The following is a 12,129-nucleotide window of genomic DNA, read 5'->3' as shown; positions in this document are numbered from 1 at the left end:
CTCCAGGGGCTCAAGGCTCGTGGCTCGGGGCTGCGGACGGGGACGCAAGATCACGCAGAGTGAGTCGAGCCTAGGGCGGTGATCCGCTCGCGGCGGGGAGGAGCGCAATAGTCGTACCGGTGTGGTTCGTCGTACGGGAGAGGCCTCAGGGGCCGGTGGGAGGTCCCTGGAGAAGCCGCCCGACAAGCCGCGCGACAGGCGGCCGGACAGCCCTTCGGACGGGCCGCGGACGGGCCATGGACGAGGGCTCGAAACGGATTTGGGTGAACGGCGGCCGAGCGTGTAATGTCTTCATCGCTCGCCCCAATAGCTCAGTCGGTAGAGCGTCTCCATGGTAAGGAGAAGGTCTACGGTTCGATTCCGTATTGGGGCTCTGGTGTGAGAGGTTCCTGCCGCAAGGTGGGAACCGATCGCATCACAGCGGTGTAGCTCAGTCGGTAGAGCAAGCGGCTCATAATCGCTGTGTCACCGGTTCAAGTCCGGTCACCGCTACTGACAGTAGCCGATTGCGGGGTCGGTCCTTCGATCGGCTACTCTTTCATGCGTTAATCGTCCCATCCGTTCGTCAAGGAGCACTCCTGTGGCTGCCACCGACGTCCGCCCGAAGATCACGCTGGCCTGCGTGGAGTGCAAGGAGCGGAACTACATCACCAAGAAGAACCGGCGTAACAACCCGGACCGACTGGAGATGAAGAAGCACTGCCCGCGTTGCAACGCGCACACCGCGCACCGCGAAACGCGATAAATCAGGCTCGTACACGAGGCCGTCCCCTGTACTCCAGGGGGCGGCCTCGCGTCGTTTCTCTCACTTCAGCGAACGTTCGTTATCGACACCAGGAGGTGCCGGGCCCATGGCGCTCGACCAGTCCTTCGTGGGGCGGAGCTACCCGCCCACCGACCCCTATGAGGTGGGCCGGGAGAAGATCCGCGAGTTCGCGGAGGCCGTGGGGGACGCCAACCCGGCGTACACCGACCCGGACGCCGCCAAGGCGCTCGGCCACCCCGATGTGATCGCCCCGCCGACCTTTGTGTTCGCCATCACGTTCAAGGCCGCCGGACAGGTCGTGGCGGACCCGCAGCTGGGTCTGGACTACAGCCGCGTCGTGCACGGCGACCAGAAGTTCGCCTACAGCCGCCCGGTCCGCGCCGGTGACCGTCTCTCGGTCACCTCGACCATCGAGGCGATCAAGTCCATGGCGGGCAACGACATCGTGGACATCCGTGGCGAGGTTCACGACGAGGCCGGCGAGCACGTCGTGACGGCCTGGACCAAGCTGGTCGCGCGCGCGGCAGAGGGAGCGTGACGAAGATGACGGCGAAGATCGCATACGACGACGTCGAGGTCGGCACCGAACTGCCCGCCCAGACCTTTCCCGTGAGCCGCGCCACTCTCGTCCAGTACGCGGGCGCCTCCGGTGACTTCAATCCGATCCACTGGAACGAGAAGTTCGCCAAGGAGGTCGGGCTTCCGGACGTCATCGCGCACGGCATGTTCACGATGGCCGAGGCGATCCGCGTGGTGACGGACTGGGCCGGCGACCCGGCCGCCGTCGCCGAGTACGGCGTCCGCTTCACCAAGCCCGTCGTCGTCCCCAACGACGACCAGGGCGCCGTCATCGAGGTCAGCGGCAAGGTCGCGGCCAAGCTCGACGACAACACGGTCCGCGTGGACCTCACGGCGACCAGCGCCGGGCAGAAGGTGCTGGGGATGTCCCGGGCGGTCGTACGACTGGCCTGACCTGCGGGTGAAGTAAGGGGCGCTCTCCATGGCGGGGCGCCCCTTACTCGTTCTCCGGCGCACCCTCTTGACGTAGTTAGTGATTGAGTACTAACTTACTGGACATGGTCAGGATGAGCGCAGAGGAGAGGCGCGAGAGCGTGATCCGCGCGGCGACGATCGAGTTCGCCCGCGGTGGTTACCACGGCACTTCGACCGAGGTGATCGCCAAGCGGGTCGGGGTCTCGCAGCCGTATCTCTTCCGGCTCTTCCCCGGCAAGAAGGCGATCTTCCTGGCGGCCGCCCAGCGGTGCATGGAGGACACGATCCACACGTTCGCGGAGGCCGCCGAGGGACTGGAGGGCGAAGAGGCCCTGCATTCCATGGCGAACGCGTACACCAAGGTCATCGCGGAGCGGCCGGAGCGACTGATGATGCAGATGCAGATGTACGTCGCGGTGGCGGCCGCCGAGCAGGAGGGTGACCACGAGTTCGGCGCGGAGGTGCGCGACGGCTGGATGCGGCTGTGGGACACGGTCCACCTGCCGCTGGGTGCCGACGTCGACGACACGACGACCTTCATGGCGTACGGCATGCTGGTCAACTGCCTGGTCGCCATGGGGTTTCCGCCCGGGCACCGGGTGTGGGAAGGGCTGTACCCGTCGGCGCGGATCAAGGGCCGGCTGGAGCACTGAGCGGGACGGGCGTCATCGGCGCCCTTTTTCATGAGCGTGAAAGTTAGTAATCAATAACTATCCAGAAAGCTCTGGGGGAGCGATGTCACAGGCAGCCGTACAGAAGACACCACGTGGGGGAGCCGTCTGGGCTCTCGTCATCACCAGCGTCGCCGGGTTCATGGCGGCCCTCGACAACCTCGTCGTCACCACCGCCCTGCCCTCCATCCGCGAGGACCTCGGCGGCGGACTGCACGACCTGGAGTGGACGGTGAGCGCCTACACCCTCACCTTCGCCGTCCTGCTGATGTTCGGCGCGGCCCTGGGCGACCGCTTCGGCCGCCGCCGGCTCTTCCTCGCCGGACTGACGGTCTTCACCGGGGCGTCCGCCGCGGCGGCGCTGGCCCCCGGCATCGACAGCCTCATCGTGGCCCGCGCGGTCCAGGGCGTGGGCGCGGCCGTCATGATGCCGCTGACCCTCACCCTCCTGACGGCAGCCGTGCCGGCGGCCAAGCGCGGAATGGCGTACGGCATCTGGGGCGCCGTCAACGGACTGGCGGTGGCCTCCGGGCCCCTCATCGGCGGCAGCCTGACCGAACACATCTCCTGGCAGTGGATCTTCTGGCTGAACGTCCCGCTGGGCATCGTTCTCCTCCCCCTCGCCCGTCTGCGCCTTGCGGAGTCCTACGGCACCGGCGCGCCCCTCGACATCCCCGGCACCCTCCTCGCCAGCGGCGGCCTCTTCGGCATCGTCTACGGCCTGGTGCGCGGCCCCGCCGACGGCTGGACGGACAACCTCGTCCTGACCTCGCTGTTCGCCGGTACGGCGCTCCTCGCCGGCTTCGTCCTCTACAGCGCCCGTGCCAAGAACCCCATGCTGCCGATGCGGCTGTTCCGCTCCCGGGCCTTCGCCGGCATCAACGCGGCCAGCCTTCTGATGTTCCTCGGCATGTTCGGGTCGATCTTCCTGCTCAGCCAGTACATGCAGGGGGTTCTCGGGTACTCGCCCACCGAGGCGGGGCTGCGGATGCTGCCGTGGACCGGTATGCCGATGCTGGTCGCGCCGATCGCGGGCATCCTGTCCGACCGCATAGGCGGCCGGCCGGTCGTCGCCACCGGCCTCTTCCTCCAGGCGGCCGGCCTCGGCTACCTGGCCTACGTCATCACGGTGGACGCGTCCTACTCGATCCAGCTGCCCGGCCTGATCATCAGCGGCATCGGCATGGCCCTCTTCTTCGCTCCCGCCTCCAACCTGGTCATGTCCAGCGTGCGTGGGTCCGAGCAGGGTGTGGCGTCCGGTGCGAACAACGCTCTTCGCGAGGTCGGCGGTGCCCTCGGTATCGCGATCATGGGGTCGATCTTCTCCGCCCAGGGTGGCTACGAGACGGGACAGACCTTCGTGGACGGGCTGCGGCCCGCGCTGGTGACGGGGGCGGCGGTGGTGGGGCTCGCGGGTGTCGCGGCTCTGCTGATCCCGTCCAGGCGGTCCGTGCGGGTTGCGGCGAGTGCGGTGACGGAGGAGCGGGCGCCGGTCCTGGAGAGCGTCGGCGGCTGACCTCACACCACGAGACGGCTCTGCCCTGCGGGGCGGGGCCGTCTCGCGTGTGCGGCACCGCTGTGGCGTACCTCGGACGTCTTGCGCCCCCGCCGCCCTTACCCGTTCCCATCCCCAGGGGCTGCCGCCCCTTCGACCCCGCCCCCAGGGGGCTGCGCCCCCTGGACCCCCATCGGCCCAAAGGGCCTCGTCCTCAAACGCCGGACGGGCTGAGATATCTGGACCGGCATCGGGAGGCTCAGCCGCCTGCGGGTGGGCGGGGGATCGGGACGGCAGACCCTCGTCTTCGGGCGCTGGGCGGGCTGAAAGACACGGACCGGCGTCAGGAGGCTCAGCTGCCTGTGGGTGGGTGGGGGATTGGGACGGTAGGGCCTCGTTCTCGGACGCTGGGCGGCTGGAAGGCATGGACCGGCGTCGAGGGGCGCAGCCGCCTGCGGGTGAGTGCGGGACCGGGACGGTAGGGCCTCGTTCTCGGGCGCTGGGCGGGCTGGAAGGCATGGACCGGCGTCGAGGGGCGCAGCCGCTTGCGGGTGAGTGCGGGACCGGGACGGCGAGCCCCCGTCCTCGCCGTAGAGCTGTCTCCTGCGACCCCCGCCCGGGCACCACCCGCGCTTGCGCAACGGCGAGCAGGGGACGTACCGGGGGGTGTCCGCCCGCAGCGTCGGGCGACCGACCAACCGCACATCCCCAGCCCACAGCACCGCCCGACCGAGGACGGACACCCCCCGGTGCGGCACCGACCCCCAACCGGACCGGCATGCGCGACGCGAACCCCCACCGAAGCCGCCACGGGCCGCCGCAGGTATCCACCCACTCGCCGTCAGCCGCGTCTCGTACCCTTGAGCCCGTGCAGGAACGACACCACGCCCCCCTCGCCCCGCTGACCACCTTCCGCCTGGGCGGTCCCGCCGCTCGGCTGATCACGGCGACCACCGACGCCGAGGTGATCGCAGCCGTGCGCGAGGCCGACGACAGCGGTACGCCGCTCCTGCTCATCGGCGGCGGATCGAACCTCGTCATCGGCGACAAGGGCTTCGACGGCACCGCCCTGGTCATCGCCACCAAGGGCTTCGAGCTCACCGGCACCCGTCTCGAGCTCGCCGCGGGCGAGGTCTGGACCGACGCCGTCGCCCGCACCGTGGAGGCGGGACTCGCCGGCATCGAGTGCCTCGCCGGCATCCCCGGCTCCGCGGGCGCGACCCCGATCCAGAACGTCGGCGCCTACGGCCAGGAGGTCTCCGCCACGATCACCGAGGTGATCGCCTACGACCGCCGGACCCGCGAGGCGGTCACCGTCAGCAACGCCGACTGCGGGTTCTCCTACCGCCACAGCCGCTTCAAGGCCGACCCCGAGCGCTACGTCGTCCTGCGCGTCGCTTTCGAGCTCGAGGACGCCGACGGCCTCTCCGCGCCGATCAAGTACGCCGAGACCGCCCGCGCCCTCGGCGTGGAACCTGGCGACCGCGTCCTCCTCGCCGCCGCCCGCGAGACCGTACTGAAGCTGCGCGCGGGCAAGGGCATGGTGCTGGACCCGGAGGACCACGACACCTGGTCGGCGGGCTCCTTCTTCACCAACCCGATCCTCACCGACGAGCAGTTCACGGCGTTCCACGCGCGCGTGAAGACCCACCTCGGCGACACCGCCGAACCGCCCGCCTACCCGGCGGGGGACGGCCACACCAAGACCTCCGCGGCCTGGCTCATCGACAAGGCGGGCTTCACCAAGGGCTACGGCACCGGCCCCGCCCGTATCTCCACGAAGCACACCCTCGCCCTCACCAACCGCGGCGAGGCCACCACGGAGGACCTCCTCGCCCTGGCCCGCGAGGTCGTCGCCGGCGTCCACGAGACCTTCGGCGTCACGCTGGTCAACGAGCCGGTGACGGTCGGCGTCAGCCTGTAGTCCGACGCGTGGTCCGACCTTCCCGGGAATCTCCGTTGCGGCGCACCCCGCTCACCCCCGACCCTCATCCCATGAGGCACTCCGCATGCGGCTGAGGCTGCGCCAGTTCAGGCCCCGGACCGGACCGCACGAGTACCGAGTCGTCCAGCCCCGCCACCCCCTGCGCCACACCTCTCTGACCGCCCCCGACCCCATCGGCCTGCTGCTCGGCGACCACGACGGGCTCAACCGGCTGGCCGGGCTGTTCTCCTTCGCCGCCTACTCCCGCCACACCATCGTTCACGTCCCGCTGCGCGACGGAGTCCCGCCCGACGAAGGCTGGGGCGAGCGAGTCGACCTCGTCCTGGTCCACCACAGCCTCGGCCTGCGTGCCGGCCAGTGGCCCGAGCTGCGCCGAAAGCTCACCCACGCCACCCCGCTGACCGTACGCACGGACGAGGCCCGCACCGCGCGGGACGCGGAGTCCTGGCGTGCTCGCCACTCACGCGCGGACGCCCGGGACGAGCTGCGGCACGCCACCCACGCCCGGACGTTCTTCCTCTTCGGCAGCAGAGACGTCTTCGCCCAGACGGCCACCGAGTTCGCCCACGCGGCCGGCTGGGGGCCGCGTCAGAAGCGTGTCGCCGAGGGGCACATGGCGTTCATGACGGCCCTCACCCTGGCCGAGCCGCCCAACACCGGCGGGCATCCCCTCGAGGTGGACATCTGCTACAAGCCGTATCCGCCCTACGCCCACTTCAGACGGCCGGGCGAGCCAGCCACTCGTCCACCCCGGCCAGCATGCTCGCCTTGAGGCCCTCGGGCGCCGCGGAGGCCCGGACCGACTGCCGGGCCAGCTCCGCCAACTCCTGGTCCGTGAAGCCGTGGTGCTGCCGCGCGATCTCGTACTGGGCGGCCAGCCGCGACCCGAAGAGCAGCGGGTCGTCGGCGCCGAGCGCCATCGGAACCCCCGCCTCGAACATCGTCCGCAGCGGCACGTCCTCGGGCTTCTCGTAGACGCCCAGCGCCACGTTGGAGGCGGGGCAGACCTCGCACGTCACACCCCGGTCGGCGAGCCGCTTCAGCAGCCGCGGGTCGTCGGCCGCGCGCACCCCGTGCCCGATCCGGTTCGCGTCCAGGTCGTCGAGACAGTCCCGCACCGACGACGGTCCGGCCAGCTCGCCACCGTGCGGCGCCGACAGCAGCCCGCCCTCGCGCGCGATGTTGAAGGCCCGGTCGAAGTCCCGTGCCATGCCCCGGCGTTCGTCGTTCGAGAGGCCGAAGCCGACCACGCCCTTGTCCGCGTACCGCACCGCCAGCCGGGCCAGCGTGCGGGCGTCCAGCGGATGCTTCATCCGGTTCGCGGCGACCAGCACCCGCATCCCGAGCCCGGTCTCGCGCGAGGTCGTCTCCACCGCGTCCAGGATGATCTCCAGCGCCGGGATCAGCCCGCCGAGCCGGGGCGCGTACGACGTCGGGTCGACCTGGATCTCCAGCCACCCCGAGCCGTCGCGCACATCCTCCTCCGCGGCCTCCCGCACCAGCCGCCGGATGTCCTCGGGCTCGCGCAGACACGAGCGGGCCGCGTCGTACAGCCGCTGGAAACGGAACCAGCCCCGCTCGTCCGTCGCCCGCAGTCTCGGCGGTTCCCCGCTGGTCAGTGCTTCGGTCAGCGCCTCGGGCAGCCGTACTCCGTACTTGTCGGCCAGTTCCAGAACCGTCGCCGGGCGCATCGACCCGGTGAAGTGCAGGTGCAGATGGGCTTTCGGCAGCTCAGAGACATCACGTACACGCTCCATTCCAGGATCCTGCCGTACGTCACGGGTGTCCCGGTAGCGCTTTCCCCGAACGTGGTCTTGCTCGCACGCAAACACGAAGCGGGCCGCCCCCCGAAGGAGACGGCCCGCGAAACGTCCGAGGTCAGTCCGTGGCCTCGGCGAGCAGCTTCTGGATCCGCGAGACGCCCTCGACGAGATCCTCGTCACCCAGGGCGTACGACAGCCGCAGATAGCCCGGCGTACCGAAGGCCTCGCCCGGGACGACCGCGACCTCGGACTCCTCCAGGATCAGCGCGGCCAGCTCGACCGTGTCCTGCGGGCGCTTGCCGCGGATCTCCTTGCCGAGCAGACCCTTGACCGACGGGTAGGCGTAGAAGGCGCCCTCGGGCTCCGGGCAGAGCACGCCGTCGATCTCGTTGAGCATCCGCACGATCGTCTTGCGACGGCGGTCGAAGGCCTCCTTCATCTTCTCGACGGCCGACAGGTCGCCGGAGACCGCGGCCAGGGCCGCCACCTGGGCGACGTTGGAGACGTTCGACGTGGCGTGCGACTGGAGGTTCGTCGCGGCCTTGACCACGTCCTTCGGGCCGATGACCCAGCCCACGCGCCAGCCGGTCATCGCGTACGTCTTCGCGACGCCGTTGACCACGATCGTCCTGTCGGCCAGCTCCGGCACGACCACCGGCAGGGAGTGGAACTCCGCGTCGCCGTAGACGAGGTGCTCGTAGATCTCGTCGGTCAGGACCCACAGGCCCTTGTCGGCGGCCCAGCGGCCGATCTCCTCGATCTGCGCGCGGGTGTAGACGGCGCCGGTCGGGTTGGAGGGGGAGACGAAGAGGAGGACCTTCGTGTTCTCCGTACGGGCCGCCTCCAGCTGCTCCACGGAGACGCGGTAGCCGGTCGTCTCGTCCGCGACGACCTCGACCGGGACACCGCCCGCGAGGCGGATCGACTCCGGATACGTCGTCCAGTACGGGGCCGGGACGATGACCTCGTCGCCCGGGTCGAGGATCGCGGCGAAGGCTTCGTAGATGGCCTGCTTGCCGCCGTTGGTCACCAGGACCTGGGAGGCGTCGACCTCGTAGCCGGAGTCGCGCAGCGTCTTCGCGGCGATCGCGGCCTTCAGCTCGGGCAGGCCGCCGGCTGGCGTGTAGCGGTGGTACTTCGGGTTCGAGCAGGCCTCGATGGCGGCCTGGACGATGTAGTCCGGGGTCGGGAAGTCGGGCTCACCGGCGCCGAAGCCGATCACCGGACGCCCGGCGGCCTTGAGGGCCTTGGCCTTGGCGTCCACGGCGAGGGTGGCGGACTCGGAGATCGCGCCGACTCGGGCGGAGACCCGGCGCGCGGTGGGAGGGGTTGCAGCGCTCATGGGCCCATCGTTCCAGACCGGAAACGCCAGCGGCACACGGGTTTCACAGACTGAACACGCACTGAACAACCGTCCGGATTCGCGCGATGGCCTGGGTGATCTTCGGCCGCCGTACTGACGATCTTCCGTCGGCAAAGCCCGTACGGGCGCTTTCTGTTCGACGGGGGCCTCCGGAACACGTACACTCTCACCTCGTTGGCCTCACAACGGCCGCACTCATCCGGTGCACACCGAGCGCCCGGGCGGATGCGGTACGTTTGGGAGAACCACAAAGGGTCGTAGCTCAATTGGTAGAGCACCGGTCTCCAAAACCGGCGGTTGGGGGTTCAAGTCCCTCCGGCCCTGCTACACACACCGCCAGGATGTGTACGCATGTACGTACAGGTAATGCACCGCCGTGCGGCTCAGACCGGGCGCGGCACGGCCACGACCCGGGAACAGGTGAGGACGAATGGCGGACGCCGTGGGCTCCATCGACACGCCTGATGCCCAGGATGAGGCGTCAGAGTCGAAGAAGACCCGCAAGGGCGGTAAGCGTGCCAAGAAGGGCCCGCTGAAGCGCCTTGCCCTCTTCTACCGGCAGATCGTCGCGGAGCTTCGCAAGGTCGTCTGGCCGTCGCGGAGCCAGCTGACCACCTACACGACCGTGGTGATCGTCTTCGTGATCGTCATGATCGGCCTGGTCACCGTGATTGACTATGGACTCGACCACGCCGCCAAGTACGTTTTCGGCTGAGCAACGTTGCGAAGGGCGCCGCGGTTACCGGCGCCCCTTTCGCATGTTCCACCCCTATGTATCCAGGAAGAAGCAGCCACCGTGTCTGACCAGAACCTGAACGACGCCATCGAGCCGGACGAGTCCGTGGAAGACGAGCTCGACATCCTCGAGGGCGCGGACGAGGACCTGGACGAGGTCGAGGCTGCCGACGCCGAGGCGGGCGAGCCCGCCGAGGAAGCCGCTCTCCACGTCGAGGACGAGGACGCCGAGGCCGAGTCCGGCGGCGACGTCGAAGCCGTCGAGGACGAGGAAGAGGACGCCGAGGAGGAGCCGGCCGAGCCGGTGGACCCCGTCGTCGCCCTGCGCGAGGAACTGCGCACCCTCCCCGGCGAGTGGTACGTCATCCACACCTACGCCGGTTACGAGAACCGCGTGAAGACCAACCTGGAGCAGCGCGCCGTCTCGCTCAACGTCGAGGACTACATCTTCGCGGCCGAGGTGCCCCAGGAAGAGGTCGTCCAGATCAAGAACGGCGACCGCAAGACGATCCGTCAGAACAAGCTCCCCGGCTACGTGCTGGTGCGCATGGACCTGACGAACGAGTCCTGGGGCGTCGTCCGCAACACCCCCGGCGTCACCGGCTTCGTGGGCAACGCCTACGACCCGTACCCGCTGACCCTGGACGAGATCGTCAAGATGCTCGCCCCGGAGGCCGAGGAGAAGGCCGCCCGCGAGGCCGCCGAGGCCGAGGGCAAGCCGGCTCCGCAGCGCAAGGTCGAGGTCCAGGTGCTGGACTTCGAGGTCGGCGACTCGGTCACCGTCACCGACGGCCCGTTCGCCACGCTGCAGGCCACGATCAACGAGATCAACGCCGACTCGAAGAAGGTCAAGGGTCTCGTCGAGATCTTCGGCCGCGAGACGCCGGTCGAGCTCTCCTTCGACCAGATCCAGAAGAACTAGCTTCGTCTGGAGCACAAGCCTCCGATCAGGTCAGACAGGCTTTCGCAGCCGGTCTGACCTGCTCGGTTTTTGGCCGCGCAGAGATACCCGTTATCGTTGTGCGGTATGCCTCCATCCGGATCATCCGGACCGGACGGCTGAAAACTCTCACTAGGACCCGGAGAGAGCAATGCCTCCCAAGAAGAAGAAGGTCACGGGGCTCATCAAGCTCCAGATCAACGCCGGTGCGGCCAACCCCGCGCCGCCGGTCGGCCCCGCGCTCGGCCAGCACGGCGTCAACATCATGGAGTTCTGCAAGGCCTACAACGCCGCGACCGAGTCGCAGCGTGGCTGGGTGATCCCGGTGGAGATCACGGTCTACGAGGACCGCTCCTTCACCTTCATCACCAAGACGCCGCCGGCCGCGAAGATGATCCTCAAGGCCGCGGGTGTCGAGAAGGGCTCTGGCGAGCCGCACAAGACCAAGGTCGCCAAGATCACCGAGGCGCAGGTCCGTGAGATCGCCACGACCAAGCTTCCCGACCTGAACGCCAACGACCTGGACGCCGCGTCGAAGATCATCGCCGGCACCGCCCGCTCCATGGGCATCACGGTCGAGGGCTGAACCCCAGCCTCGTAGCACCTTCGTAGCACCGTGGCAGGGCCTGCTCGGCCCATACCACGACTCCTCAAGACACACTGGAGCAGTAGTGAGCAAGCGCAGCAAGTCCCTCCGCGCTGCGGACGCCAAGATCGACCGGGAAAAGCTCTACGCCCCGCTCGAGGCCGTCCGTCTCGCCAAGGAGACCTCCACGACCAAGTTCGACGGCACCGTCGAGGTCGCCTTCCGTCTGGGTGTCGACCCGCGTAAGGCCGACCAGATGGTCCGTGGCACCGTGAACCTTCCGCACGGCACCGGTAAGACCGCCCGGGTCCTGGTCTTCGCGACCGGCGACCGTGCCGAGGCCGCGCGTGCCGCGGGCGCCGACATCGTCGGCGCCGACGAGCTCATCGACGAGGTTTCGAAGGGCCGCCTGGACTTCGACGCCGTCGTCGCCACCCCGGACCTCATGGGCAAGGTCGGCCGCCTCGGCCGCGTGCTCGGTCCGCGTGGTCTGATGCCGAACCCGAAGACCGGCACCGTGACCCCGGACGTGACCAAGGCCGTCACCGAGATCAAGGGCGGCAAGATCGAGTTCCGCGTCGACAAGCACTCGAACCTGCACTTCATCATCGGCAAGACGTCCTTCGACGACGAGAAGCTGGTGGAGAACTACGGCGCCGCGCTGGAGGAGATCCTCCGTCTGAAGCCGTCCGCCGCCAAGGGCCGTTACATCAAGAAGGCCGCGGTCTCCACCACCATTGGTCCCGGCATCCCGGTCGACCCGAACCGCACCCGCAACCTCCTCGTCGAGGAGGACCCGGCCGCCGTCTGATCCTGACGGCAGTCGCGTCGCGATACGCGTTCTTGACGCGGGCCCCGCAACCTTTCGAGGT

The 12,129-nt window shown here is 69.0% G+C and carries 13 protein-coding genes and 3 tRNA genes; 14 read left to right on the top strand and 2 right to left on the bottom strand.

Features of this window, described 5'->3' with window-relative positions:
• The first annotated feature begins 300 nt into the window (after positions 1-300).
• The 9 genes from ACIOHP_RS03065 (at position 301) to ACIOHP_RS03025 (ending at position 6,642) form a co-directional block, all read left to right on the top strand.
• Positions 301-373, top strand: a tRNA-Thr gene (locus ACIOHP_RS03065).
• 46 nt (positions 374-419) lie between these two features.
• Positions 420-492, top strand: a tRNA-Met gene (locus ACIOHP_RS03060).
• An 88-nt stretch (positions 493-580) separates the two neighbouring features.
• Positions 581-745: a 50S ribosomal protein L33 gene (gene rpmG, locus ACIOHP_RS03055; RefSeq protein WP_003948671.1), complete on the top strand. Its 165-nt coding sequence runs from the start codon at positions 581-583 to the stop codon at positions 743-745.
• Positions 746-851: 106 nt separating this feature from the next.
• Positions 852-1,304, top strand: coding sequence for a MaoC family dehydratase N-terminal domain-containing protein (locus ACIOHP_RS03050; RefSeq protein ID WP_361557527.1), 453 nt, complete (start codon positions 852-854; stop codon positions 1,302-1,304).
• A 5-nt stretch (positions 1,305-1,309) separates the two neighbouring features.
• Positions 1,310-1,738 carry a MaoC family dehydratase gene (locus tag ACIOHP_RS03045; protein WP_361481400.1) on the top strand — a complete coding sequence of 143 codons (429 nt, stop codon included), beginning with the start codon at positions 1,310-1,312 and terminating at the stop codon, positions 1,736-1,738.
• A gap of 104 nt (positions 1,739-1,842) precedes the next feature.
• Positions 1,843-2,412 carry a TetR/AcrR family transcriptional regulator gene (locus tag ACIOHP_RS03040; RefSeq protein WP_361481137.1) on the top strand — a complete coding sequence of 190 codons (570 nt, stop codon included), beginning with the start codon at positions 1,843-1,845 and terminating at the stop codon, positions 2,410-2,412.
• A gap of 82 nt (positions 2,413-2,494) precedes the next feature.
• Positions 2,495-3,946 carry a DHA2 family efflux MFS transporter permease subunit gene (locus ACIOHP_RS03035; RefSeq protein ID WP_401882768.1) on the top strand — a complete coding sequence of 484 codons (1,452 nt, stop codon included), beginning with the start codon at positions 2,495-2,497 and terminating at the stop codon, positions 3,944-3,946.
• A 757-nt stretch (positions 3,947-4,703) separates the two neighbouring features.
• On the top strand, positions 4,704-5,849 hold the full coding sequence (locus ACIOHP_RS03030) for a UDP-N-acetylmuramate dehydrogenase (RefSeq protein WP_401882765.1): 1,146 nt from the start codon (positions 4,704-4,706) through the stop codon (positions 5,847-5,849).
• Between the two features lie 85 nt (positions 5,850-5,934).
• Positions 5,935-6,642, top strand: a complete 708-nt coding sequence (locus ACIOHP_RS03025; RefSeq protein WP_401882762.1) for a hypothetical protein — start codon at positions 5,935-5,937, stop codon at positions 6,640-6,642.
• Here the strand turns inward: ACIOHP_RS03025 and ACIOHP_RS03020 are convergent.
• Together ACIOHP_RS03020 and ACIOHP_RS03015 are read right to left on the bottom strand one after the other, a co-directional pair.
• Positions 6,587-7,627 (bottom strand): adenosine deaminase, encoded by a 1,041-nt coding sequence (locus ACIOHP_RS03020; protein ID WP_401882760.1) that lies wholly within the window; start codon positions 7,625-7,627, stop codon positions 6,587-6,589. The two genes, ACIOHP_RS03025 and ACIOHP_RS03020, sit on opposite strands and share 56 nt — an antisense overlap.
• A 121-nt stretch (positions 7,628-7,748) precedes the next feature.
• Positions 7,749-8,975, bottom strand: a complete 1,227-nt coding sequence (locus ACIOHP_RS03015; RefSeq protein ID WP_361557542.1) for a pyridoxal phosphate-dependent aminotransferase — start codon at positions 8,973-8,975, stop codon at positions 7,749-7,751.
• A gap of 272 nt (positions 8,976-9,247) precedes the next feature.
• Between ACIOHP_RS03015 and ACIOHP_RS03010 the strand changes: the two genes are divergently transcribed.
• The 5 genes from ACIOHP_RS03010 to rplA all read left to right on the top strand — a co-directional run bounded on the left by ACIOHP_RS03010 (position 9,248) and on the right by rplA (position 12,068).
• A tRNA-Trp gene (locus tag ACIOHP_RS03010) sits at positions 9,248-9,320 on the top strand.
• 106 nt (positions 9,321-9,426) lie between these two features.
• Entirely contained in the window at positions 9,427-9,711 is a 285-nt protein-coding gene (secE, locus tag ACIOHP_RS03005; protein ID WP_046262539.1) for a preprotein translocase subunit SecE, read from the top strand.
• Positions 9,712-9,792: 81 nt separating this feature from the next.
• The gene (nusG, locus tag ACIOHP_RS03000; RefSeq protein WP_401882756.1) at positions 9,793-10,653 is read left to right on the top strand and encodes a transcription termination/antitermination protein NusG; all 861 of its coding nucleotides are present in this window, start codon (positions 9,793-9,795) and stop codon (positions 10,651-10,653) included.
• 169 nt (positions 10,654-10,822) lie between these two features.
• Positions 10,823-11,257 (top strand): 50S ribosomal protein L11, encoded by a 435-nt coding sequence (rplK, locus tag ACIOHP_RS02995; RefSeq protein WP_020132675.1) that lies wholly within the window; start codon positions 10,823-10,825, stop codon positions 11,255-11,257.
• An 85-nt stretch (positions 11,258-11,342) separates the two neighbouring features.
• Positions 11,343-12,068, top strand: coding sequence for a 50S ribosomal protein L1 (rplA, locus tag ACIOHP_RS02990; RefSeq protein ID WP_046262541.1), 726 nt, complete (start codon positions 11,343-11,345; stop codon positions 12,066-12,068).
• Positions 12,069-12,129: the final 61 nt, after the last annotated feature.

The sequence above is a fragment of the Streptomyces sp. NPDC087859 genome (genome assembly GCF_044742595.1).
Lineage (GTDB): Bacteria > Actinomycetota > Actinomycetes > Streptomycetales > Streptomycetaceae > Streptomyces > Streptomyces canus_F.
Note: the sequence above shows the minus strand (reverse complement) of the source record. Positions and strands in the feature narration are given on the sequence as shown.

Bases quoted from the DNA above. Each gene is read 5' to 3' on its own strand.
- ACIOHP_RS03050 (WP_361557527.1), top strand. From the start codon at position 852: ATGGCGCTCGACCAGTCCTTCGTGGGGCGGAGCTACCCGCCCACCGAC.
- ACIOHP_RS03045 (WP_361481400.1), top strand. From the start codon at position 1,310: ATGACGGCGAAGATCGCATACGACGACGTCGAGGTCGGCACCGAACTG.
- ACIOHP_RS03040 (WP_361481137.1), top strand. From the start codon at position 1,843: ATGGTCAGGATGAGCGCAGAGGAGAGGCGCGAGAGCGTGATCCGCGCG.
- ACIOHP_RS03035 (WP_401882768.1), top strand. From the start codon at position 2,495: ATGTCACAGGCAGCCGTACAGAAGACACCACGTGGGGGAGCCGTCTGG.
- ACIOHP_RS03030 (WP_401882765.1), top strand. From the start codon at position 4,704: ATGCGCGACGCGAACCCCCACCGAAGCCGCCACGGGCCGCCGCAGGTA.
- ACIOHP_RS03025 (WP_401882762.1), top strand. From the start codon at position 5,935: ATGCGGCTGAGGCTGCGCCAGTTCAGGCCCCGGACCGGACCGCACGAG.
- ACIOHP_RS03020 (WP_401882760.1), bottom strand. From the start codon at position 7,627: ATGGAGCGTGTACGTGATGTCTCTGAGCTGCCGAAAGCCCATCTGCAC.
- ACIOHP_RS03015 (WP_361557542.1), bottom strand. From the start codon at position 8,975: ATGAGCGCTGCAACCCCTCCCACCGCGCGCCGGGTCTCCGCCCGAGTC.
- secE (WP_046262539.1), top strand. From the start codon at position 9,427: ATGGCGGACGCCGTGGGCTCCATCGACACGCCTGATGCCCAGGATGAG.
- rplK (WP_020132675.1), top strand. From the start codon at position 10,823: ATGCCTCCCAAGAAGAAGAAGGTCACGGGGCTCATCAAGCTCCAGATC.